The organism is Liquorilactobacillus nagelii DSM 13675, from assembly GCF_019444005.1.
GTDB lineage: Bacteria > Bacillota > Bacilli > Lactobacillales > Lactobacillaceae > Liquorilactobacillus > Liquorilactobacillus nagelii.
The window spans coordinates 1,560,647-1,582,370 of sequence record NZ_CP049304.1 but is presented as its reverse complement, the minus strand read 5'-3'; the positions used below and the strand labels follow the sequence as shown (position 1 = coordinate 1,582,370).

Annotated in this window: 16 protein-coding genes, 4 tRNA genes and 3 rRNA genes; 18 read left to right on the top strand and 5 right to left on the bottom strand. The window is 39.3% G+C overall.

Annotation, left to right across the window (positions count from 1 at the left end):
- The first annotated feature begins 112 nt into the window (after positions 1–112).
- The 10 genes from G6O73_RS08045 to G6O73_RS08000 all read left to right on the top strand — a co-directional run bounded on the left by G6O73_RS08045 (position 113) and on the right by G6O73_RS08000 (position 10,303).
- A 16S ribosomal RNA gene (locus G6O73_RS08045) occupies positions 113–1,672 on the top strand.
- Positions 1,673–1,860: 188 nt separating this feature from the next.
- Positions 1,861–4,777: ribosomal RNA gene (locus G6O73_RS08040) — 23S ribosomal RNA — on the top strand.
- Between the two features lie 79 nt (positions 4,778–4,856).
- A 5S ribosomal RNA gene (gene rrf / locus G6O73_RS08035) occupies positions 4,857–4,973 on the top strand.
- Together the 16S, 23S and 5S rRNA genes with 2 tRNA genes alongside form the textbook arrangement of a ribosomal RNA operon.
- Positions 4,974–5,095: 122 nt before the next feature.
- A tRNA-Glu gene (locus tag G6O73_RS08030) sits at positions 5,096–5,167 on the top strand.
- A 6-nt stretch (positions 5,168–5,173) separates the two neighbouring features.
- Positions 5,174–5,246 (top strand) — tRNA-Thr (locus G6O73_RS08025).
- Positions 5,247–5,969: 723 nt separating this feature from the next.
- Complete coding sequence (locus G6O73_RS08020) at positions 5,970–7,373, top strand: peptide MFS transporter (RefSeq protein WP_235805046.1); 1,404 nt, start codon at positions 5,970–5,972, stop codon at positions 7,371–7,373.
- 67 nt (positions 7,374–7,440) lie between these two features.
- A tRNA-Tyr gene (locus G6O73_RS08015) sits at positions 7,441–7,523 on the top strand.
- A gap of 111 nt (positions 7,524–7,634) precedes the next feature.
- Positions 7,635–8,438, top strand: coding sequence for a pyrroline-5-carboxylate reductase (gene proC, locus G6O73_RS08010; RefSeq protein WP_057885117.1), 804 nt, complete (start codon positions 7,635–7,637; stop codon positions 8,436–8,438).
- A gap of 9 nt (positions 8,439–8,447) precedes the next feature.
- The gene (nagA, locus tag G6O73_RS08005; RefSeq protein ID WP_057885123.1) at positions 8,448–9,584 is read left to right on the top strand and encodes an N-acetylglucosamine-6-phosphate deacetylase; all 1,137 of its coding nucleotides are present in this window, start codon (positions 8,448–8,450) and stop codon (positions 9,582–9,584) included.
- Positions 9,585–9,601: 17 nt separating this feature from the next.
- Complete coding sequence (locus G6O73_RS08000) at positions 9,602–10,303, top strand: GntR family transcriptional regulator (RefSeq protein WP_057885116.1); 702 nt, start codon at positions 9,602–9,604, stop codon at positions 10,301–10,303.
- Between the two features lie 168 nt (positions 10,304–10,471).
- On the opposite strand, the gene G6O73_RS07995 is transcribed toward G6O73_RS08000, so the two are convergent.
- Positions 10,472–11,209, bottom strand: a complete 738-nt coding sequence (locus tag G6O73_RS07995) for a WecB/TagA/CpsF family glycosyltransferase (RefSeq protein ID WP_057885115.1) — start codon at positions 11,207–11,209, stop codon at positions 10,472–10,474.
- 170 nt (positions 11,210–11,379) lie between these two features.
- On the opposite strand from G6O73_RS07995, the gene nadE reads away from it, so the two are divergent.
- The 4 genes from nadE (at position 11,380) to G6O73_RS07975 (ending at position 13,888) form a co-directional block, all read left to right on the top strand.
- Positions 11,380–12,207 (top strand): ammonia-dependent NAD(+) synthetase, encoded by an 828-nt coding sequence (gene nadE, locus G6O73_RS07990; protein WP_057885114.1) that lies wholly within the window; start codon positions 11,380–11,382, stop codon positions 12,205–12,207.
- On the top strand, positions 12,191–12,670 hold the full coding sequence (locus tag G6O73_RS07985) for a SprT family protein (RefSeq protein WP_057885122.1): 480 nt from the start codon (positions 12,191–12,193) through the stop codon (positions 12,668–12,670). The genes nadE and G6O73_RS07985 overlap by 17 nt, the downstream gene beginning before the upstream one ends.
- Positions 12,671–12,714: 44 nt before the next feature.
- Positions 12,715–12,800: transfer RNA gene (locus tag G6O73_RS07980), tRNA-Leu, on the top strand.
- A gap of 98 nt (positions 12,801–12,898) precedes the next feature.
- The gene (locus G6O73_RS07975; protein WP_057885121.1) at positions 12,899–13,888 is read left to right on the top strand and encodes a beta-ketoacyl-ACP synthase III; all 990 of its coding nucleotides are present in this window, start codon (positions 12,899–12,901) and stop codon (positions 13,886–13,888) included.
- Between the two features lie 85 nt (positions 13,889–13,973).
- On the opposite strand, the gene G6O73_RS07970 is transcribed toward G6O73_RS07975, so the two are convergent.
- A complete protein-coding gene (locus G6O73_RS07970) occupies positions 13,974–15,119 on the bottom strand; it encodes an LCP family glycopolymer transferase (RefSeq protein ID WP_057885113.1) in 1,146 nt (381 codons plus the stop codon).
- 185 nt (positions 15,120–15,304) lie between these two features.
- Between G6O73_RS07970 and G6O73_RS07965 the strand changes: the two genes are divergently transcribed.
- From G6O73_RS07965 to G6O73_RS07955, 3 genes are all read left to right on the top strand, one after another.
- Complete coding sequence (locus tag G6O73_RS07965) at positions 15,305–16,252, top strand: AEC family transporter (protein WP_057885112.1); 948 nt, start codon at positions 15,305–15,307, stop codon at positions 16,250–16,252.
- A gap of 276 nt (positions 16,253–16,528) precedes the next feature.
- On the top strand, positions 16,529–17,671 hold the full coding sequence (locus G6O73_RS07960; protein ID WP_228956654.1) for a C40 family peptidase: 1,143 nt from the start codon (positions 16,529–16,531) through the stop codon (positions 17,669–17,671).
- 146 nt (positions 17,672–17,817) lie between these two features.
- Positions 17,818–18,492: a 2,3-bisphosphoglycerate-dependent phosphoglycerate mutase gene (locus G6O73_RS07955; protein ID WP_057885110.1), complete on the top strand. Its 675-nt coding sequence runs from the start codon at positions 17,818–17,820 to the stop codon at positions 18,490–18,492.
- A gap of 134 nt (positions 18,493–18,626) precedes the next feature.
- On the opposite strand, the gene G6O73_RS07950 is transcribed toward G6O73_RS07955, so the two are convergent.
- The 3 genes from G6O73_RS07950 to G6O73_RS07940 form a co-directional block, all read right to left on the bottom strand.
- Entirely contained in the window at positions 18,627–19,961 is a 1,335-nt protein-coding gene (locus G6O73_RS07950) for a C1 family peptidase (protein ID WP_057885109.1), read from the bottom strand.
- A 77-nt stretch (positions 19,962–20,038) separates the two neighbouring features.
- A complete protein-coding gene (gene rpiA, locus G6O73_RS07945) occupies positions 20,039–20,722 on the bottom strand; it encodes a ribose-5-phosphate isomerase RpiA (protein ID WP_057885108.1) in 684 nt (227 codons plus the stop codon).
- A gap of 25 nt (positions 20,723–20,747) precedes the next feature.
- A complete protein-coding gene (locus tag G6O73_RS07940) occupies positions 20,748–21,035 on the bottom strand; it encodes an N-acetyltransferase (protein WP_057885107.1) in 288 nt (95 codons plus the stop codon).
- A gap of 115 nt (positions 21,036–21,150) precedes the next feature.
- On the opposite strand from G6O73_RS07940, the gene G6O73_RS07935 reads away from it, so the two are divergent.
- On the top strand, positions 21,151–21,693 hold the full coding sequence (locus tag G6O73_RS07935; protein ID WP_057885106.1) for a dCTP deaminase/dUTPase family protein: 543 nt from the start codon (positions 21,151–21,153) through the stop codon (positions 21,691–21,693).
- Positions 21,694–21,724 lie beyond the last annotated feature (31 nt).

The window sequence follows — 21,724 nt, the reverse complement described above, 5'->3', positions numbered from 1 at the left end:
GACCTTTGAAAACTGAACAAAGTTTCGATAAAGCAAATGTGCAGGGTCTTGTGAAAGCAAGGACAAAATTTGCGAAGTCAATTCGCTAGTAATAAAAATGAGTCACAAACTTTAAAATGAGAGTTTGATCCTGGCTCAGGACGAACGCTGGCGGCGTGCCTAATACATGCAAGTCGAACGAAGCTGTTTTAACTGGTGCTTGCACCGACTTAAACAACTGAGTGGCGAACGGGTGAGTAACACGTGGGTAACCTGCCCCAAAGCGGGGGATAACATTTGGAAACAGATGCTAATACCGCATAACCACAGAAACCACATGGTTTCTGTGTCAAAGATGGTTTCGGCTATCACTTTGGGATGGACCCGCGGCGTATTAGCTAGTTGGTAAGGTAATGGCTTACCAAGGCAATGATACGTAGCCGAACTGAGAGGTTGATCGGCCACATTGGGACTGAGACACGGCCCAAACTCCTACGGGAGGCAGCAGTAGGGAATCTTCCACAATGGACGAAAGTCTGATGGAGCAACGCCGCGTGAGTGAAGAAGGTTTTCGGATCGTAAAACTCTGTTGTCAGAGAAGAACGTGTGCGAGAGTAACTGTTCGTGCAGTGACGGTATCTGGCCAGAAAGCCACGGCTAACTACGTGCCAGCAGCCGCGGTAATACGTAGGTGGCAAGCGTTGTCCGGATTTATTGGGCGTAAAGGGAACGCAGGCGGTCTTTTAAGTCTGATGTGAAAGCCTTCGGCTTAACCGAAGTCGTGCATTGGAAACTGGGAGACTTGAGTGCAGAAGAGGAGAGTGGAACTCCATGTGTAGCGGTGAAATGCGTAGATATATGGAAGAACACCAGTGGCGAAAGCGGCTCTCTGGTCTGTAACTGACGCTGAGGTTCGAAAGCGTGGGTAGCAAACAGGATTAGATACCCTGGTAGTCCACGCTGTAAACGATGAATGCTAAGTGTTGGAGGGTTTCCGCCCTTCAGTGCCGCAGCAAACGCATTAAGCATTCCGCCTGGGGAGTACGACCGCAAGGTTGAAACTCAAAGGAATTGACGGGGGCCCGCACAAGCGGTGGAGCATGTGGTTTAATTCGAAGCAACGCGAAGAACCTTACCAGGTCTTGACATCTTCTGATAGCCTAAGAGATTAGGTGTTCCCTTCGGGGACAGAATGACAGGTGGTGCATGGTTGTCGTCAGCTCGTGTCGTGAGATGTTGGGTTAAGTCCCGCAACGAGCGCAACCCTTATTGTCAGTTGCCAGCATTAAGTTGGGCACTCTGGCAAGACTGCCGGTGACAAACCGGAGGAAGGTGGGGATGACGTCAAATCATCATGCCCCTTATGACCTGGGCTACACACGTGCTACAATGGACGATACAACGAGTCGCTAGACCGCGAGGTTAAGCTAATCTCTGAAAGTCGTTCTCAGTTCGGATTGCAGGCTGCAACTCGCCTGCATGAAGTCGGAATCGCTAGTAATCGCGGATCAGCATGCCGCGGTGAATACGTTCCCGGGCCTTGTACACACCGCCCGTCACACCATGAGAGTTTGTAACACCCAAAGCCGGTGGGGTAACCAATAGGAGCCAGCCGTCTAAGGTGGGACAGATGATTGGGGTGAAGTCGTAACAAGGTAGCCGTAGGAGAACCTGCGGCTGGATCACCTCCTTTCTAAGGATAGAAACGGAACCTGCACAAGCACGAAACTTTGTTTAGTTTTGAGAGGTTTACTCTCAAACTTGTTCTTTGAAAACCAGATAATATCTTTTTTATTAAACCGAGAACACCGCGTATTAAAAGAGTTTTGAACAAGAAGTTCTTGACGCAAACTCATAACCGTTTTACCGCAGGTAAAACAAGGTTAAGTTAATAAGGGCGCATGGTGGATGCCTTGGCACTAGGAGCTGATGAAGGACGGGACTAACACCGATATGCTCCGGGGAGTTGTAAGTAAGCTGTGATCCGGAGATTTCCGAATGGGGCAACCCAATAGCTGTAATGAGCTATTACTGCTAGTTGAATACATAGACTAGTTAGAAGCAAACGCAGGGAACTGAAACATCTAAGTACCTGCAGGAAGATAAAGAAAACTCGATTCCCCCAGTAGCGGCGAGCGAAGCGGGAAGAGCCCAAACTAGAAAGCTTGCTTTCTAGGGTTGTAGGACTGAACATTTGAGTTAACAAAGAAAACGATAGTCGAATGATCTGGGAAGGTCAGCAAAATAAGGTGAGAGCCCCGTAGACAAAATCGTTTTCCCTCAGTTCAGGATCCTGAGTACGGCGGAACACGTGAAATTCCGTCGGAATCCGGGAGGACCATCTCCCAAGGCTAAATACTACCTAGTGACCGATAGTGAACCAGTACCGTGAGGGAAAGGTGAAAAGCACCCCGGAAGGGGAGTGAAATAGTTCCTGAAACCATGTGCCTACAAGTAGTTAGAGCCCGTTAACGGGTGATAGCGTGCCTTTTGTAGAATGAACCGGCGAGTTACGTTTGTATGCAAGGTTAAGTCGTAAATGACGGAGCCGTAGCGAAAGCGAGTCTGAAGAGGGCGAATTAGTATGCAGACGTAGACCCGAAACCAGGTGACCTACCCATGTCCAGGTTGAAGGTGTGGTAAAACGCACTGGAGGACCGAACTCGTGTATGTTGAAAAATGCTGAGATGAGATGTGGGTAGCGGAGAAATTCCAAACGAACTTGGAGATAGCTGGTTCTCTCCGAAATAGCTTTAGGGCTAGCCTCGAAGTTAGGATAATGGAGGTAGAGCACTGTTTGAACTAGGGGCCCGTCTTGGGTTACTGAATTCAGATAAACTCCGAATGCCATATATTTATCTTCGGGAGTCAGACTGCGAGTGATAAGATCCGTAGTCGAAAGGGAAACAGCCCAGACCACCAATTAAGGTCCCTAAATATATGTTAAGTGGAAAAGGATGTGGAATTGCACAGACAACTAGGATGTTGGCTCAGAAGCAGCCACCATTTAAAGAGTGCGTAATAGCTCACTAGTCGAGTGATCCTGCGCCGAAAATGTACCGGGGCTAAACATATTACCGAAATTGTGGATGCAACCGTAAGGTTGCGTGGTAGGAGAGCGTTCTAAGGGCGGAGAAGCTGGATCGTAAGGACCAGTGGAGCGCTTAGAAGTGAGAATGCCGGTATGAGTAGCGCAAGACAGGTGAGAATCCTGTCCACCGAATGACTAAGGTTTCCTGGGGAAGGCTCGTCCACCCAGGGTTAGTCGGGACCTAAGCTGAGGCCGCAAGGCGTAGGCGATGGATAACAGGTTGAGATTCCTGTACCAGCAATGATTGTTTGAGCAATGGAGGGACGCAGGAGGCTAAGCACGCACACTGTTGGAGGTGTGTTCAAGCAACAAGTCTGTTAGTGAGTAAAATGCTTGCTGACATAAGGACAAGTTGTGATGAATAGCGAAATTTAAGTAGTGAAGGTGCTGATGTCACACTGCCGAGAAAAGCTTCTAGTGAGATCAAAGCTGCCCGTACCGCAAACCGACACAGGTAGTCGAGGAGAGAATCCTCAGGTGAGCGAGAGAACTCTCGTTAAGGAACTCGGCAAAATGACCCCGTAACTTCGGGAGAAGGGGTGCTGAGCGTAAGCTCAGCCGCAGTGAAAAGGCCCAGGCGACTGTTTATCAAAAACACAGGTTTCTGCAAAATCGTAAGATGACGTATAGGGGCTGACGCCTGCCCGGTGCTGGAAGGTTAAGAGGATGGGTTAGCTTCGGCGAAGCTCAGAATTGAAGCCCCAGTAAACGGCGGCCGTAACTATAACGGTCCTAAGGTAGCGAAATTCCTTGTCGGGTAAGTTCCGACCCGCACGAAAGGCGTAACGATCTGGGCACTGTCTCGACGAGAGACTCGGTGAAATTATAATACCCGTGAAGATGCGGGTTACCCGCGACAGGACGGAAAGACCCCATGGAGCTTTACTGTAGCTTGATATTGGGTGTTTGTACAACTTGTACAGGATAGGTAGGAGCCATAGAAGCCGGAACGCTAGTTTCGGCAGAGGCATTGGTGGGATACTACCCTCGTTGTATGAACACTCTAACCCTCGCCAATAAACTTGGCGGGAGACAGTGTCAGGTGGGCAGTTTGACTGGGGCGGTCGCCTCCTAAAAGGTAACGGAGGCGCCCAAAGGTTCCCTCAGAATGGTTGGAAATCATTCGCAGAGTGTAAAGGCACAAGGGAGCTTGACTGCGAGACAGACAAGTCGAGCAGGGACGAAAGTCGGGCTTAGTGATCCGGTGGTTCCGAATGGAAGGGCCATCGCTCAACGGATAAAAGCTACCCTGGGGATAACAGGCTTATCTCCCCCAAGAGTCCACATCGACGGGGAGGTTTGGCACCTCGATGTCGGCTCATCGCATCCTGGGGCTGTAGTCGGTCCCAAGGGTTGGGCTGTTCGCCCATTAAAGCGGTACGCGAGCTGGGTTCAGAACGTCGTGAGACAGTTCGGTCCCTATCCGTCGCGGGCGTAGGAAATTTGAGAGGAGCTGTCCTTAGTACGAGAGGACCGGGATGGACACACCGCTGGTGTACCAGTTGTTCTGCCAAGAGCATAGCTGGGTAGCTAAGTGTGGATGAGATAAACGCTGAAAGCATCTAAGTGCGAAACTCACCTCAAGATAAGATTTCCCATTCTTTAGAGAAATAAGGTTCCTGAGAGAAGATCAGGTAGATAGGCTGGAAGTGGAAGTTCAGTGATGAATGGAGCGGACCAGTACTAATAAACCGAAGACTTAACCAAAGAAGAAGAACGGAGTTCGAGGGAAAAAGAGAAAGATATTAGCTGGTTTTGAGAGAACAAGATTTTCTCAAAAGAAGAGTGCGGTGGCGATAGCAAGAAGGATACACCTGTTCCCATGCCGAACACAGAAGTTAAGCTTCTTAACGCCGATAGTAGTTGGGGGATCGCCCCCTGTGAGGGTAGGAAGTTGCCGTGCCCATAGAATTGCTCGGAGACAAAGAGAATAACTAGTTAAATACTGATTATTGTCGCTAACCCTCCGAGTTTTTTGTTAGGATAGAGTAGTTTTTTCAAAATACAAGGATTATTTTGTATTTTGACCCGTTGGTCAAGTGGTTAAGACACCGCCCTTTCACGGCGGTAACATGGGTTCAAATCCCGTACGGGTCATTCTAAGCCAGCTTAGCTCAGTTGGTAGAGCATCGGTATCGTAAACCGAGGGTCACAGGTTCGAATCCTGCAGCTGGCATTTTTCTACAGATTTGTGAGTTAATTGTGCAATATTAGATTTTGAAGTTTAACTTTTGGGTTCTTTTCAAGTAGTACTGGTAAATAAAATTTTTAATTTGTAATTTAAAACTGTATTGGTGGAACCATGAAGTCCTTTGAATAGAGGGCTTTTTATTTTACAATTAAAGTGTTTCTAGTATAAAAATGATCTTTGTTTTTGTAGCTTTAACGGATATATTTAAGGAATTTGATTTTTACGATTAGTCTATGGGCAAATTTTTATTCGGAGTAGTAATTGAAATATTTCTCGGTGATGGTTGCTGTTAGTGATTAGCAAATAGAATTTGTTTGTAGACAAGCATTATATCTATAAACAAATTGTGGTGAGGTGCGGTTTTCAAAAAATTCTGTCATTTGTTGGGAATAGTTGATATTGTTTAAGATGAAGTAATATTCATTTTAAGAAAGGTTATACAAATTTTTCTCAACTATGCTATAATTTAATAGTTGCACTTTGAATTGAACGAATTTCAATTAACAATATTTTTAAAAAATAATTAATAGTTCATATGTTGATTAGTCGGTGAAGTTTATTTTTGTTGATTGAATTTACAGTTCTTATTTTTTCGATTTTTAGATTGATGATTTTAATATGTTTGGAGGATTTTAAGTGAATAATCAAGATAATGATCGTGCATTTCTAGGTCATCCGCGGGGACTTTCAACGCTGTTCTTTACTGAAATGTGGGAGCGCTTTAGTTATTATGGAATGCGTGCTATTCTACTCTATTATATGTATTATGCCGTGTCTCAAGGAGGTCTAGGTCTAGATAAACCCTTAGCGGCGTCAATTATGTCGATTTATGGAGCCTTAGTGTATCTTTCCAGTGTTATCGGGGGCTTTATCAGTGATCGAATTTTAGGCAGTCGCAAAACTGTGTTTATCGGTGGGGTTTTAATTATGTTTGGGCACATTGCTCTTTCAACCCCTTTCGGTGAAAAAGCACTTTTTATTTCAATCGCATTAATTGTTATTGGAACTGGTCTATTAAAACCTAATGTTTCAGAAATGGTTGGTTCTTTATATACTGATGATGATCCTCGACGAGACTCGGGTTTTACAATTTTTGTTTTTGGAATTAATATGGGCGCGTTTATAGCACCTTATGCAGTTGGATATTTAGGCCAATATGTTAACTTTCACTTAGGTTTTTCTTTAGCTGCAATTGGAATGTTTTTTGGCTTATTACAATACTATTTTGGTGGTAAAAAGTATCTTTCAAAAGAAAGTCTTTACCCAACTGATCCGTTGGAACCTTCAGATCTGAAACGGGTTATCCGTCAATCCGTTTTAGGAGTAATTGCATTAGTATTGGTTTTAACAATCATGCAGTTGTTTAATTTGCTAAATCTAACTAATTTAATTTTGTTGATTACAATTGTGGCAGTTGTGATTCCAGTCTTCTATTTCATTATGATGTTAACTAGCTCAAAAATTACGAAAGTTGAGCGTTCACGCGTTTTTGCTTACATTCCATTATTTATTGCTAGTATTTTGTTTTGGTCAATTGAAGAACAGGGATCTGTTGTTTTAGCTCTTTTTGCTAATGATCAAACAAGGTTATCGCTGTTTGGCGGGGCAATTCATTTTCCAGCCAGTGTTTTTCAGAGCATGAATCCGATGTTTATTATGATTTATGTACCGATTTTTGCCCGTTTATGGACAAAATTAGGTTCAAAACAGCCATCATCTTCAAAGAAATTTTCTTATGGTTTATTTTTTGCTGGGATATCTTTTTTGTGGATGATGTTGCCAGGAATATTAATGGGAACTAATGCAGCTGTATCACCTTTCTGGTTAATTATGAGTTGGGCATTAGTAATTATTGGTGAAATGTTAATCTCTCCGATTGGCTTGTCAGCTACTACTAAACTCGCTCCAAAAGCTTTCCAGTCGCAAATGATGAGCATGTGGTTTTTGAGTGATGCTGCAGCTCAGGCCTTCAATTCACAGTTAGTTAGATTTTACACCAAAGCAACGGAAGTTTATTATTATGGGATCATTGGTTTGATTACAATTGTTTTTGGGGTAATTTTATTAATAATTTCTCCCAAAATTGAAAAATTAATGCTGGGAGTTAATTAATTTTTCTTGCAATTTAAAGTGACAGAGAGTATCATAATTGAGTCAGGTATTTTTAAAGTACCTTAGCGGAAGGGTAGCGAAGTCTGGCTAAACGCGGCGGACTGTAAATCCGCTCCTTCGGGTTCGGTGGTTCGAATCCACTCCCTTCCATAAAGTAGGAAAACCGTTCATCTTTGGACGGTTTTTTTTATTGACATGTAACCTAAAAAGGGAGTAAATTCAGTTTATTGGTATATATCAATTTAAACAGAGGTGGCAAACATGAAAGTTGGGTTTATTGGTGTCGGTAATATGGCTAAGGCAATCATTCAAGGATGGTTGAAGACAAAAGCTGTTAATCCGGAAGAAATTATCATTCATAGCAAGCATCCTGCTAACTATCAGAAATATGCTGTAGAAAATCATTTGCAAGCAGTTGAGAGTAATCAAGCTGTTGTTGAACAGACAGATATCGTTTTTTTAGCTGTAAAGCCACAAGTAGTTGAGAGTGTTTTAGCAGAACTTAGAGAAACTTTTCAGCGAGTAAAGCCAATAATTGTTTCAATGGTTACAGGTTTTTCAATTAAACAAATTCAAAGTTCATTAAATATAGCCGATTTAGAAATTCTGCGAATCATGCCAAACGTTAATGTTGAAATAGCAGCTGGAATGACAGCGCTGGCTCCTAACAAGCAATTGGCTATGGAGCATTTAAAAATATGTAAAGACTTATTAAACTCATTGGGAAAAACGCTTGAAATACCTGAGAATGATTTTAGTGTATTTGTGGCTTTAGCAGGTAGTTCACCGGCTTTTGTCTATTTCTTCATCGATGCCATGTCGCGTGCAGGAGTAAAGTATGGTTTTTCAAAAAGTCAAGCAACTGAAATAGCTGCTCAAGCAGTTTTAGGGAGTGCGCAAAAAGTCTTAGCTAGTTCGAAAAGCCCTTGGGACTTAGTCGATGATGTTTCCTCTCCAGGCGGAACAACGGTTGCTGGATTATTGGCAATGGAGGAAGCTGGTTTTATGACTTCAGTTATTAAGGGAATTGATGCAACGATTGCTAAGGATCAAGGAAGGAATTAGGTGATTTTAATGCAAACTGTTTTAAAACATGCTGATATTTTTACTGGAAATGAAGAAATAAAAGATGGCTATCTGCGTTTCACAGATAAAATCTTGGCAGTTGGTCCAATGTCAGAGTACTATCCAAAACAGACAGATCAGCAGTTTTTTGATTTAGCAGGAGCAACTGTTGTTCCTGGCTTTATTGATGTTCATAGCCATGGTGGATATGGTTTTGATGCAATGGATGGAGATCCAGATCAAATTGATCAAATGGTTGAGCAGATGATTCATGAGGGAATTACTAGCTATTTTGCAACCACAATGACTCAATCTCATGAAAATATTGCTAAAGCGATGCTTGGAATTAAAGCAGCAGCGGCTAAGAATCCTGTTATTCAGGGAATTCATCTTGAGGGACCGTTTATTTCTACTGTTTTTAAGGGAGCACAACCAGAAAAATATATTCAAGCTCCGGATATTGAGCTTTTTAATCACTGGAACGAATTATCAGGTCATTTAGTCAAATTAGTAACCTTTGCACCCGAAAGTGAGCATACAGCGGAATTTGAAGACTATTGTTTAACTCATGGAATTATTCCCTCTGTTGGTCACAGTAATGCCAAACGTGAAGATTTGTTGCGTTCTAAGGCTACTCATGTAACTCATCTTTACAATGCTCAGCGTGAGTTTAAACACCGTCAACCAGGAGTTACTGGTCATGCACTTTTAGAGGATAATATTTACTGTGAAATGATTGCTGATGGTTTCCATGTTTGTCCGGATATGATTCGTTTAGCTTATAAATTGAAAGGGCCGCACAAGATGGAATTGGTTACAGATTCAATGCGGGCTAAGGGAATGCCGGAAGGAGTTTCAGAGTTAGGCGGACAAAAAGTTATTGTTAAAGACAAGCAAGCCCGCTTAGAAACTGGCAATTTGGCAGGATCAGTTTTGCAGTTTCAAGATGCTTTTCGCAATATTATGCGTTTTACCGGCTGCTCATTACAAGATGCAGTTCAAATGGCAGCTGTTAATCAAGCTAAAGAATTTGGATTGAGTAATAAAGGAATATTAGAAGTTGGTAAAGATGCGGACTTGAATATTTTTGACCAAGGTTTAAACTTAAAAGAGACTTATAGTTTAGGACGACGTTATCTTGACTAATTTAGGGGGCTGACAACATGACATCATCACCAATTTATATCCAAATTCATAATGATATAAAACGCAAAATTGAATCTGGAAAGTGGAAAATTGGTCAGCGAATACCAGCGGAAAGAAAGTTGGCTACTGATTATGGTGTTAGCCGAATGACCTTACGACAAGCGGTACAAACGTTGGTTGACGAAGGAATTTTGGAACGACGTGTTGGTTCAGGAACTTTTGTAGCTAGTCAAAAAGTTCAAGAAAAGATGTCCGGAATCACTAGTTTTTCTGAACTGACTAAAGCTCAAGGGAAGGTTCCCTCTAGTCAAACTGTTTCTTATCATGTTGCAGCGCCTTCTTTGAGTGAAATGGAGAAGCTCCATTTAACCGAAAACCAATTAGTTTTGCGTATGGAACGAATTCGATTTGCTGATCAAACCCCAATTTGTTTTGATGTTGCTACGGTCCCATATGAATTAGTAAAAGAATTCAGCAAAGAAGATGTAACCAGTTCCCTATATCGAGTCTTAGAAAAAAACGGCTTGGCGATTGGTCATGCGCAGCAGAAGGTTTCAGCGATGCTGGCATCAGAAAGAATTGCTGAGTATTTACAAATTAAACGGGGAGCTGCAATTTTACGGTTGCATCAAGTAACCCAATTGACTAATGGACAGCCGTTTGAATATGTACGTACGCAATATGTTGGCAATCGGTTTGAGTTTTATTTAGAAAAATAAAATAATAATATGTTTGATAATTGAACGTGCGTTATATTGTTTGAAAATAAAAAATTTTGCCGATGTATAAAGAAAGGGTGGGCTAATTTAAATTAACCCATCCCTTTTTTGATAATTTCGTGGAGTTGTTTTGAAATCTCTGACTTACGTACTGTGATTTTAAATTATTTATTTAAGTAGCTTAAACTTTTGACCGAGGATCAATAAAAGATATTTTGGCAGAGCCAGCATTCGGGGTAAGCGGCTTGGTTCTTGAATTAGGCGATAGCACCATTCTAAATGATGCTGCTGCCAAAAAACTGGAGCGCGCTTAACTTTTCCAGCAATTACATCAAAACTGCCACCAACTCCCATCCAAATGCCATGTGAACCGATTGAATATTGGTCAATAAAGTTTTCTTGTTTTGGAAACCCGAGGGCTACTAAAACAATGTCTGGTTTTTGCTGCTGGATAGTTTGAGCAATGGAATCAGCTGATTTAAAGTAGCCGTCATGGTAACCAGCGATTGGCAAATTAGGATATTCTTGTTGGATATTTTTTAAAGCGGCTTTTAAAACGTCTGTTTTGGCACCTAGAAAATAAACTGATTTCTGCTGATTTTCGGCAATTTTTAATAATTTTTTTAATGTATCAAAACCGGTAACTCGTTCTGGCAATGGTTTTTTTAGCAAATTTGATCCAATAACAATCCCAATGCCATCGGCGGTTATTAAGTCAGCTTTTCTAAGGACAGACGCATATTCAGGATGCTTGCGGGCGTACAAAACGATTTCTGGATTAGCTGTTACAATAAAGCGGCGTTGTTTTTGTTGTAGATCAAGTGTTAATTGCTGCAAGAGTTGCTGATTAGTTAATTTAGAAAATTTAATTCCTAAAATATTAATTTTTTCGTATTGCTTCAAAATAGATAGCCTACTTTCTTCCTGAACTGGTTTATAGTATAACAGAAACGGAGCTAATGATAAAAACTAAATTATGATTGGGATTGCTCAAAATAAATAATGAATTTGAAAATCAAAAAGCGTAAAATGATGATAGAAGATATAACATATTGTTAACCACTGGAGGAAATTCAATGAAAAAATTACAACAACAGATTATTAAAGAGTTACGGGTTAAACCACAAATTGATCCGCAAGCCGAAATTCGACGGAGTATTGATTTCATGAAAGCATATTTGAAGAAGCATCCTTTTCTAAAAACCTTGGTTCTCGGAATTTCTGGGGGACAAGATTCTACTTTGACGGGTAAATTATCTCAGCTGGCAATTACGGAAATGCGACAGGAAACAAAGGATGATACTTATCAATTTATAGCTGTTCGATTACCTTATGGCAATCAAGCTGATGAGCAAGATGCATTGGATGCGATTGAATATATGCAAGCTGACAAAACGGTTCGGGTTAATATTAAACCGGCTACTGATCAGATGGTTGCAAGCTTATTGGAGAACAAGTTAGAGGTTAGTGATTTCAATAAGGGAAACATCAAAGCCCGTCAGCGGATGATTGCTCAGTATGGTGTCGCTGGCGCGCTTCACGGTGCAGTTGTAGGAACTGATCATGCCGCAGAAGCTATTACGGGTTTTTATACTAAGTATGGGGATGGTGGTGCTGATATCACTCCAATTTGGCGGTTAGATAAACGTCAAGGGAAACAACTATTGAAAGTTTTACAAGCTCCAGAACATTTGTATTTGAAAACACCAACTGCTGATCTAGAAGAGGATCGTCCTGCTTTGGCTGATGAGGTGGCGCTTGGAGTAACCTATCAGAACATTGATGATTATTTAGAGGGCAAAGAGATTCCTGAAGCGGCAGCTAAAAAAATTGAAAACTGGTATTTGAAGACTCAACATAAGCGTCATTTGCCGATTAATGTTTATGATGAGTTCTGGAAATAAATTGTCTGAATGGAATGATCAAAAACTACAACGTTTAACAGAAAAAATTTCGCGACAGTTTTTTCAGCGACCATTTAAACATCAGGCTAGTTTCAATTCAAGGTTACGAACTACGGGTGGCCGATATTTGTTAGTAACACACAATATTGAAATTAATCCATTAGTCGTTATTCATGGCAAAACGGAATTACTGATTGGAGTAATTAAACACGAACTGTGTCATTATCACCTGCATTTGATGGGAAAACCACATACACACCAAGCAGGCGAATTTAAGAATTTATTAATGTCTACTCAAGGTATTCGTTATGTTCCTCAATTACAACCGCTTAAACTTCGTTATTTATATGTTTGCAGTGATTGTGGCCAACGTTATTATCGTCAACGGAAAATTAACCTTCAAAAATTTGTTTGTGGACGATGCCATGGAAAGTTGAAATTAGGATCGCATTTTGCAAGTTGAGCTTGTTTTTGACAGATGTTTCTGGTATAATTACATCTGTTGTTGCGGGTATGGCGGAATTGGCAGACGCGTCAGACTAAGGATCTGGTGAGTGTTAAAACTCGTGATGGTTCGAATCCATTTACCCGCATAATAATAGGGACCGGTGTAAAACATTTTGTTTTGCGTCGGTCCTTAGTTTTTTTAGCTAGTCTCCTTTTTGCATTAACATGGAAGGATCGAATTTTTGTGAATAAAACAATAAAATTGACAGCAAGTGCACACTATATACCAAAGAAACTTGTGACAAATCAAGAACTGAGTCAAATCATGGATACCAATGATCGTTGGATTCAGCAGCACACAGGCATTCAGACACGTTATTATGCAACCAAACAAAACACTTCAGATTTAGGATCAGAAGTTGCTCAACAATTATTAAAGACGAGTGGATTAGCAGCAGCTGAAATTGATCTGATTATTGTCGCGACAATTACCCCTGATTCTTTGACGCCGGCAACGGCTGTTTTGGTGCAACAAAAAATTGGGGCAACCAAAGCAGTAGCTTTTGATGTTAGCGCAGCCTGTGCGGGATTCATTTTTGCACTTAGTACTGCTGAAAAATTTTTGCGTAGCGGTCAGTTTCAACACGCAATGGTCATTGCGAGTGAAGTTAATTCTAAGATGCTTGATTTTCAGGATCGAAAATCAGCAGTTTTCTTTGGTGACGGGGCAGGAGGAGTGCTACTTTCAACGACGACGGATTCAAATGCAGAATTATTTTATGGGGAAAAATTATTAACAAAACCAGCACCGGAAGTGATTCATAGCGGACGAATTCCAGTTATTAAGCAAATTGCTGCGGGACAGTATCCACAACTAGATGCTTTTTATCAAGATGGTCATGCGGTCTATGACTTTGTCACTAACAATGTTCCGCGATATTTAAAGAATTTTTTAACTGAGCAACATGTTACAGCTAAGCAAATTGGTTTAGTGGTGCCACACCAAGCTAATTTAAGATTAATTGAACAATTATCGCAGCAGTTGGAAATTCCGCTTGAACGTTTTGCAATTAATGTGACTAAAATTGGTAATACATCTTCTGCTGGAGTGGCAATTGGGCTTGATCAGGCATTGAAAGCAGGTAAACGGCCCAAGTATGCATTGTTAACTGGCTTTGGAGCTGGGCTGGCATTTGGAGCATGTTTGGTAAATCTCTTTGGAGAAAATAATTGATTTTAATTCTAAGATAAAATAAAAAACGGTGAAAGCTGAAACTTAGCTTCCACTGTTTTTTTAGGATGAATTAATTAATTAATTTCTAATTACCGCGATAATTATTATATCCGTTATTGTTATTAGAATAGGAATTATAGTTTGTTGTACTAGAACTGTAGCTATCATCATCATCAGAAAAAGTCTGATCAATACGACCAATAAATGTTTCAGTAGAAGGATCCAATCCTAATTCACTGCGAATGTTGTCTGAAATCTTTTGCTTTTCTTTAGCAGTTGCTACTTGATAAGATAGTCCATTAATGGTCGCATCTTCGCCTTGAAGTACATCTGATTTGATTGAGCTAGCAGCCGATTTATAGTTAGTTTCGATTGTTAACATATCATTGTAACTTAGATCGGTTTGCATATTATTTTGGAGCGTATTTAAAATTTGTTTGTAATTACTAATCGTTGATGAAGACATTGCTTTACTGACAATCGCTTTAATTACCTGTTTTTGTCGCTTTTGCCGGCCATAATCGCCTTCTGGATCGGAATAACGCATTCTGGAGTAAGCAAGTGCTTGTTTCCCGTTTAAGGTCACAGTTTTTCCCTTAGTCACATGAGCGTAGCTATAGTTAAAAGTTAGCAAAGGTTTAATGGTAATACCACCAACTGCATCAACTAATTTACGTAATCCTCCCATATTGATCAGTAAATAAAAATCGATTGGAATGTGCAGGCTATTTTGAACGGTTTTGATCGCTGTTGAAACTCCACCGATAGTGTAAGCAGAATTGATTTTATCGTAAGAGTTTTCAGAGCCAGGAACTTTTACCTGAGTATCACGGGGAATACTTGTTAAAGTTGTTCGCTTGGTTTGGGGATTGACTGTTGCAATAATAATTGTATCGGTCCGCCCTTTGTCAGTACGTCCTAATGCTCCAGTATCGGTACCGAGCAATAAAATCGAGAACGGTTTCTTTTTCTGTAGAACATCCGAGACGTTCCTTAGCTTTTTAACATTGGTTTTTTTATATGTTTCATTAATAGTTGTTTTTGCAGCGCCAAGCATGTGGTATGCATATAATCCAACACCATAAAACGCAACCAAGGAGATTAGTAGCAAGAAGGCACATGCTTTTCGAAGACGAGCATGGTTGGCCGTTTTTTGATGAGAATTATGATTTGGATTTCGACGTAAGGGTGTTTCTAAATAGTCTTGGTCTTGTTGATCACGTTTATTCATAGTTAGCTCCTTAAACAGATATTATGAAAAAATTATACTACTTAATATTACTTAAGACTTGTTCAAAAAAACTTTTAAGACTAAATTAATTTTTTTGCAAAAGACTTGTAAACAAAAACGTTATGTTTGATTGTGCTATACTTGAAAATGTTTATGAAAATCAGGTTAGAAAGTAGGAAAATGTTATGCAAGTTTTTGAACACAGTATAGGTGGGGTCTTAGTAATCCTAGTAATGATTGTGCTGGGATATATCTTGACAGAACGCAACTGGTTTGATGAACACTCTGGTCGTTTAATTGCCAAGCTTGTTACTCAAATAGCTTTGCCGTGCTACATGGTTACTACAATTACGCATCGGTTTACAGCTCGTGAACTAGCAGTAATGATTCCGGATTTGCGTTATCCGGTCATGTCGATGATGATTTTGATGATGATTGCTTTTGCTATTGTTCAATTATTACACATCCGCGACAGCCATGCGGGTTTATTTTCTTCGATGTTTTTTAACTCAAATACAGTTTTTGTTGGTTTACCAATCAATGAAGCTTTGTTTGGCAAAGCTAGTATCCCATATGTATTGATTTATTACATGGCTAACACAACAATTTTTTGGACTATTGGGACTTATTTAATTCAACGTGATGGCACCAAAGCTATCCACTTTGATTTAAAAAAGACCTTGGGAAAAATTTTTTCACCACCTTTACTGGGATTTATTATTGGAGTTATTTTAGTACTATTGCGAGTGCATTTACCAGAATTTGTAGACAATGATTTGGACTATATTGGTGGATTAACAATACCTTTATCGATGATTTTTATTGGATTTTCAATTTCTCATGCTGGTTTAGGAAAACTGTCATTTGGCAAGGATAATATTTTAATTTTATTAGGACGATTCTTGCTGGCTCCAGTATTAATGACATTATTAGTTACTCCATCGCAGATGCCAATGTTGATGAAACAGGTTTTCATTTTACAATCAGCTATGCCAGTTATGACGAATGCCCCGGTTGTTGCAAGTTTATACGATGCAGATGCCGATTATGCAGCGGTTATGGTAACGGAAACAACGTTATTATCATTAGTCATTGTACCAGTATTGATGGTTATAACGCAAAGCATTGGTTAATAAAAAAATTTTAGTGAGTAATCAAAGTATTATTTAAAGACGGGGGCATAAATTGCTCCTTTTTTTATTATAAATTAAGCGTAAACAGATTCTGAAAACTGACAAATGTAATAATTGAAATCTAATTGTAATGAAAACGCATACTATCGGCAACAATGGCAGCTTTTGTAAATAGAATGTAACCATTTTTTTTTAATTTGAATGCTAAGATAGATAAGGTAAGTTATTAATACTTAAAATACATAGCAACTAAATAGACGTGGGGTGTGTAATGTGGTGAAGAAAAGAAGACCACAATTGCTGTTGGCAGCAGTAGTTTTTTTAACAAGTATTGGTTTAACGTATAATGTTTCAGCTTCGAAGACCGATGAACAAATTTCGACAGTTAATTCTAAAATTGAACAAACTCAAGCATCAGTAGACCAAGCACAGAAGACAATTTCTAAATTACAGTCACAACAAACTAAGGATCAAGCTGAAATTCATTCTTTGAGTAAGAATATTAATGCTCGAAAGAGTCATTTAGCTCAACAAGCACGTTCAGCTCAAACAAATGATACTGGCTCTTTAATTGCTTTTTTGACAGATGCTAAAAGTTTGAGTGATGCAATTGATCGAGTAGCAACTGTTGCTACAATGGTTAATGCTAATAACCAGACATTGAGTGAACAAAAAAGTGATAAGCAAAAAGTAGTTGCTGATAAGGCTAGTGTTGATGCGGCAGCAGCAAAAGAAAAATCATTAACTAACAGCTTAAATCAACAACTGGCAGATTTAGCGGTTCAAAAAGTTGAATTGAAAGTACAGAAGTCAAAAGAAGATGCAGATCGTAAAAAAGCTGAAGATGCTTTAGCAGCAGCGAAAAAGGCTGCACAAACTGTTAAGACAACTAAAAATCAGGTAACAGCAGTTCAAGCGGTTGCGACAGCTAGCAAGGCAGCTGCAAGTGTTACCGATAATAATTCAAACAAGACTACCGTTCAAACTGCATATAAAACAAGCAATAGCAGTAATGATGATAGTAGTAGTGATAACACTAACACTACTAGTTCTAGTAGTGTTAATACGAGTTCAGTTGTGGCAGCAGCAATTTCTTTGACAAAGATGAATATTCCATATGTATATGGTGGCTCATCATTATCTGGTATGGATTGTTCAGGCTTAACAATGTATGTTTACAGTATGTTTGGTGTTAGTTTGCCACATAACACTGTAGCACAAGAAGGCTATGTGAATTATGAATCAGTTTCGCAAGCCCAACCAGGAGATTTGTTATTCTGGGGTTCTAAAGGTGCCTCATACCATGTTGCAATTTATATTGGCGGGGGTCAATTTGTTCATGCACCAACAGAAGGAGAAAACGTTAAGATTAGCAGCATCTCAGGCTTCCCACCGAGTTTTGCTGGTCGAATTAAATAATTGCCTTTTTTCGAAACCACGACTATTTAGTAAAGTCTTTGATAAATTCTTATCAAAGACTTTTTATTTCGAATGAATTCTTCTCATTAATAAATATATTTGCTATGATAAAGAAGAAGTTATTCGGTGTAAGGGAGATTTATGAGATGGTTAAATTAGTGCTATTACGTCATGGACAAAGTTTAGCAAATCAAGAAAATGAGTATACTGGTTGGACAGATTCTCCATTGACTGAGCAGGGTAGATATGAAGCACTGGATGCTGGTAAATTATTAGCTAGAGTGGAAATTCAATTTAGTACATTACATACTTCACTGCTTTCACGAGCAATTGAAACTTCAAACATTGTCCTTGATCAAATTCATGAAAACTGGGTTCCAATCAAAAAAACTTGGCGTTTAAATGAAAGACATTATGGGGCTTTAAGAGGGTTAAATAAAGATAAAACACGTGAAATTTATGGAAAAAAACAGGTTGCATTATGGCGCCGGAGCTTTGCTACCGTACCACCTTTATTATCTCAAACTGATCATGAGCGACGTTATCAGGTTTGGCCAGAATCAATTTTACCACGAGCAGAAAGTTTAGAGATGGCCTCTAATCGAATTATTCCATATTGGCTTGACCAAATTGCCCCTGCCTTGTTACATGGCAAAAATCAATTAATTGTAGCACATGGTAGTACCCTTAGAGCGCTTATCAAATATTTGGAAGAGATTGACGACCGTTCAATTGATGGAGTAGAAGTTGCTAATGCTGTGCCAATTCTTTATACGCTAGACGATAAATTGAAGATCATGCAAAAAAGAGAATTAAAATAAAAAATTGAAATTTTGGTCATTTGAAGTTGCTACACATGTAAAAAATTTGTGTTCATTTGTTCCAATATGAAAAAGGCAGGTCAAAGTTGGCCTGCCTTTTTCATTAGTTAATAGAAATTTTAAAAATTTTGAAACTAAGCCAAAGATCCCATTGGATCCCAAGGAGCTAAAACTTTTGCTTCTTTTTTTAGAACTTCTTGCAATTTTTCTGGTAAGAATTTTTTATTGACGACGACTTGATAACAATATTCATTCATCCAGTCATTACTCATAACAAAGAATCCATCAGTTCCGACTTTTTTACCCCAAGAGTTTTCGACTTTCCACTTGGTTGGTTGACCATCAACTACATCAACCCCTGTTAATACCATCGCATGGGTCATTAAACTTTGACCGTAATCTAAGCGTTCAGCTTTAGTCATATTAAAATCAATATCGAATAATTCATCCTGCTTATACAAATCAGTGTCCATGATACCTTTTTGACGATCCGATGATTTGCCAACGTCACAGCCAAACCAAACGCTTTCACCAGCTTCGAGCTGTTTTAGAGCGATGGTGCGGAAAGTATCCATAGTGACGTTTAAATGACGAACTGGTCGGCCATCGACGACATTTCCCAACATTTCTACAGTATACATCTTGTTATAAGGTTTATCGGCAGTTGGTCCATTGATTACTGAAACGTACTGATCAAGATCCCAACCAACATATTTTTTAAAGAAGCTTTGCGGTGTCAAGTCACGATCAATATGGTATTTTTTATCAGCATCACGATATTCAAAATCAAATTTAATTGGTGGTTCGCCAAAACTATAAGCCAATAAGCGATAAACTTCAGTTAACATTGCTTTTTTTGCAGTAGCAATTTCGTTATCGGTTGCTTGATCTGCAACTAATTTTCTAAGTTTAACAGCATCTTTACGTAATTTTAAATTAAGTGAGCTATTAACTTCAACCGATTTAGAGGAGTTGTAAGTCTCAGGCATCACTGATTGGGGAACAATACCATATTTTTCAATAATGGCAACAATCATATCCCATTGGCCACCATCCTGTTGCGGTGTGGTCATTAACCAAGCAACTTTGCGATCAGATGTTGGCAATTGAGCGGTTTTTAGAACATTTTCATAAAAGTAATTTGCTTTTTCTAGCTTATCCCAGAAAAATGTATAGTTTTGTGAAAGCTCAAAGTCTTTAGGGACACCAAATTTATTTTTAATATCATGGCGCATGGTATTTAGGGCGGCAAACATCCAGCAGCGGCCAGATTGCTTTTGGTTAGCCACGTCACCGGTATCAAGATCAATTGAAAAGACTGGATTCATTGCAACGGCAGAGTGGTAATCAGCAGCAGTTGCCAAAATTCCATTTTTAGTGACGGCTCTTTCTAATATTGTGTGCTCAGGACGATTAGCTAGATTTTTTTGGAAATCGGCTAATGTGGTTGCATTAATTGCTTTCGTCAAAGTAAGTCAACTCCCTTATTAAGAATAAGTTTATTATATGCTAAATTAGTAGGCAGGTAAATATTAGCTCTTTAAACTTAGCGAGCAGTAATTACTTGCGGCCCAGTAGGTGTACCGACGATCACGGTATTAACGAGATTTAAAAATAGTCCATGTTCAACTACCCCAACTTGTTGAATGAGTTTAGTTGCTAAAGCTTGAGGATTTTCAATTTGCTGTAGATGTAAATCAATTATAAAGTTACCTGAATCAGTTTTTTTCTTTTGTTGATCGGCGGTTAAACGAAAAGTGGGCTGATAACCAGCTTGCTGGAAACGTTCAAAAATTTTTTGGCTACCGTAAGGAATAACTTCAACGGGAAGAGGAAAAGCACCTAACTGCTTTTTTAGCTTGCTTTGATCAACAATCCAAACGTTTTTCTTTGAGTTAGTAGCGACAATCTTTTCGAAAAGTAAAGCTGCACCACCGCCTTTGATTCCTTGAAAATCAGCACTGATTTCATCGGCACCATCAATTGTCATATCAATTTGTTCAACTTCATCAACTGATTTCAATTTAATTCCACATTTTTGGGCTAAATCAGCAGTTGCGTTTGAAGTAACGACACCAGTAATGTTTAGTTTTTCTTCGGCAACTCTTTTGCCTAAGGCTTCAACTAAATAACGAACAGTACTTCCGGTTCCTAAACCGACGATTGTCTGATCTTCAACTAATTCGGCAGCTTTTTGACCAACTTGTTGTTTTAATTGATTCTGATTCATAAATTTTTAACTCCCTTGAAAATATTTATTGATTGATTAAATGATGTTTAAATTCAGGATGCTGTGAAAAAAAGAATTTAGCATAAGGACAAAGTGGCAAGATCTTGAATTCCTGAAACTCGTTTACTTGCATAAAAGCAGTTAGCAATTTTTCAGCCCAGCCTTGATGACGTTTTTGCGGATCGACCCAAGTATGTTCAAGTAAAATTATTTTTTGTTCTGAAAGTTTGCAAATTCCTAAATGAGCAACTGGTTTAAATGTATTTGTTTCAGTAAAAAGGTCGAAAGAACTATTCGACAAGATCTGTTCCATAAAATCACCTCGATTGAATTATAGCATATGAAGTTCTGAATTACTGCGGCTGTTATCTAGGTATTTTATGGTAGAATGAATAATACAAACAAAATGAAAAAGAGAGTTGATACATATGAAGCGTGGTTTTAAAATTGTTAGCAGTTATGCTGATAAAAAGATTAAGTTGCCAGTTAGAGCAACTCAACAAGCAGCTGGTTATGATTTTTTTGCTGCTAAAGATTTTATTTTACCAAGTATTTGGCAGCCTAAATTTATTAAAGTTTTATGGCAACTGATTATTAAATCGGCGACAGAGATTTCAGAGACTGAAACCCAGGTAGCTGAAAAGAGTTTGCAACCATTATTGGTGCCGACTGGAATTAAAGCTTACATGCAGCCAGATGAATTTTTACTTTTAGCGAACCGTTCCAGTAATCCGTTGAAGCGACGCTTAATTTTACCTAATGGAGTTGGGATTGTTGATGCAGATTACTATAATAATCAAACAAATGAAGGGGAAATTTTTTTTCAATTGTTAAATTTTGGATTGAAAGATCGACTAATCAAAAAAGGCGAGCGGATAGGTCAAGGAATTTTTCTGCCGTTTTTGGCAGTTGATGCTGAAGTTAAACCACAGCAAAAGCGTCAAGGTGGGTTTGGTTCATCCGGAAAATAAGAATCTTTAAAGAACTATCAAATATTTAGGT

Excerpts from the sequence above, each read along its gene's own strand:
- G6O73_RS08020 (WP_235805046.1), top strand. The coding sequence starts at position 5,970 with ATGTGGGAGCGCTTTAGTTATTATGGAATGCGTGCTATTCTACTCTAT.
- proC (WP_057885117.1), top strand. The coding sequence starts at position 7,635 with ATGAAAGTTGGGTTTATTGGTGTCGGTAATATGGCTAAGGCAATCATT.
- nagA (WP_057885123.1), top strand. The coding sequence starts at position 8,448 with ATGCAAACTGTTTTAAAACATGCTGATATTTTTACTGGAAATGAAGAA.
- G6O73_RS08000 (WP_057885116.1), top strand. The coding sequence starts at position 9,602 with ATGACATCATCACCAATTTATATCCAAATTCATAATGATATAAAACGC.
- nadE (WP_057885114.1), top strand. The coding sequence starts at position 11,380 with ATGAAAAAATTACAACAACAGATTATTAAAGAGTTACGGGTTAAACCA.
- G6O73_RS07985 (WP_057885122.1), top strand. The coding sequence starts at position 12,191 with ATGAGTTCTGGAAATAAATTGTCTGAATGGAATGATCAAAAACTACAA.
- G6O73_RS07970 (WP_057885113.1), bottom strand. The coding sequence starts at position 15,119 with ATGAATAAACGTGATCAACAAGACCAAGACTATTTAGAAACACCCTTA.
- G6O73_RS07965 (WP_057885112.1), top strand. The coding sequence starts at position 15,305 with ATGCAAGTTTTTGAACACAGTATAGGTGGGGTCTTAGTAATCCTAGTA.
- G6O73_RS07955 (WP_057885110.1), top strand. The coding sequence starts at position 17,818 with ATGGTTAAATTAGTGCTATTACGTCATGGACAAAGTTTAGCAAATCAA.
- rpiA (WP_057885108.1), bottom strand. The coding sequence starts at position 20,722 with ATGAATCAGAATCAATTAAAACAACAAGTTGGTCAAAAAGCTGCCGAA.
- G6O73_RS07940 (WP_057885107.1), bottom strand. The coding sequence starts at position 21,035 with ATGGAACAGATCTTGTCGAATAGTTCTTTCGACCTTTTTACTGAAACA.
- G6O73_RS07935 (WP_057885106.1), top strand. The coding sequence starts at position 21,151 with ATGAAGCGTGGTTTTAAAATTGTTAGCAGTTATGCTGATAAAAAGATT.